Consider the following 1692-nt stretch of genomic DNA (forward strand, 5'->3'; position numbering starts at 1 on the left):
GGTGTCTTGGCGGACGCCCAACACCTACCTCACGGCCGGTGCAGGCGGGGGACCGCCACCTCAACTTCCACGAGACCCGGGACAACCTCGCGAGGTGCCCAGGCGCGGCGTTGGAGCCCAACGTCGAACCTCGGAGGTCCTCGTGGACGCCGATCTGGACACCCTCGCATTGGCACTGTACGTACGCATCGACGATCTGTTGAAGGCCTGCGCGGAGCGGGCCCCGGCCCGGCCGAAGGTCGGAATCACCCCGAAGATCAGCGACGCGAAGCTGATCGCGCTGGCGGTGCTGCAGGCCCTCACCGGGCGCGCCAGCCCGGCCCGCTGGCTGCGCCACGCCCACGAACCCCTGCGACATCTGTTTCCCTACCTGCCCGGCCAACCCGGCTACAACAAGCGGCTACGGCACCTGGCCGACACCCTGGCAGGACCGCGCGTGATTCACCCACTTCGGGGCGCGGTGTTCAATCCGCATTGGTATAACAAGGCGGTGCAAGACGACCCGGGGCACCCGCTTGATGACCAGCCTCCGGCCTCGGCGAATGTTGAGGACTCCGGCGGCCAGCGGGCAGGCGAATGGGCGACGCACGCTGCCTTCCCCGGCGTTGCCGCGGCCACCGCCGCAGTGCTAGAGCAGTTGCACACTGAGCTGGGCTTCAGCTGGTGGGCCGTCACCCGGATCACCGGCGGGACGTATACCGTGCTGGCCACCAACACCAGCGGATTTCCTTTGAGCCCAGGCGAACAGTTGACGTGGGCGGACACACTGTGCCGGCGAGTGATGCAGGAGGAGCGGGCCCCCCATATTGTGCCCGATGTGCGCGCCGTGCCGGCTCTAGCCGTCGCGCCGCTGACAGAGCAGTGGCCGATCGCGGCGTACCTCAGCGTTCCGCTCAGTCTCGACGGACGGGAGCTGTTCGGGACGCTGTGCGCGGCGCATCCCAAGCCGCTGCCGGCCACGCTCACCGGCCGGCTGCCGCTGGTCGAGCTGCAGGCCCGGCTGCTGTCCACCGTGCTCGCCGCCGAGCTGCACGTTGACCAGGCGCGGCGCCGGGCGGAGCGAGCCGAGGCGGACGCGCTGCTGGACCCGCTGACCGGGCTGGTGAACCGTCGCGGCTGGCTGATGCTGCTGCACCGGGAGGAGCAGCGCTGCCGCCGTTACGGCACGGTCGCCAGTGTGCTGGTCGTCGACCTGGACGGGCTCAAGGCGGTCAACGACCGGCACGGACACGCCGCCGGCGACGCCCTCCTGCAACGCGCCGCCCAGGTGCTGAGCGAGGCATTCCGCAGCACCGACGTGGCCGCTCGCCTGGGCGGGGACGAATTTGCCGTTCTCGCGGTCGAGACCGACGCCAGCGCTGCCCAGCGCGAGCTAACCCGGCTGCACGAGTTGTTCGACCGCGCCGGAGTGCCCGCCTCGATCGGCGTGGCCACCCGTCGCTCGAACACCGGCCTGACCGGAGCGTGGACGGAGTCCGATGCCCAGATGTATCAGTTCAAGCGCGCCAAAACCGCTCGGCCGTCAGCCGAGCCGTTCCCGGCCTGACCTGGCCAGAGGTTGTCCCGGGTCTTGTAGAACTTGAGGTGGCGGTCCCCCCCCGCACCGGCCGTGAGGTAGGTGTTGGGCGTCCGCCAAGACTCCATCCGAACAGGGGACCGCCGTGAGCAAGACCTACCAGATGGCTGAGATCG

The 1692-nt window shown here is 69.7% G+C and carries 1 protein-coding gene; it reads left to right on the top strand.

Annotated features, from left to right (window positions below):
- Positions 1 to 142: 142 nt before the first annotated feature.
- Entirely contained in the window at positions 143 to 1546 is a 1404-nt protein-coding gene (locus BLW04_RS29060) for a GGDEF domain-containing protein (RefSeq protein WP_175484313.1), read from the top strand.
- Positions 1547 to 1692 lie beyond the last annotated feature (146 nt).

The sequence above is a fragment of the Modestobacter sp. DSM 44400 genome (assembly GCF_900107175.1).
Taxonomy (GTDB): Bacteria; Actinomycetota; Actinomycetes; order Mycobacteriales; family Geodermatophilaceae; genus Modestobacter.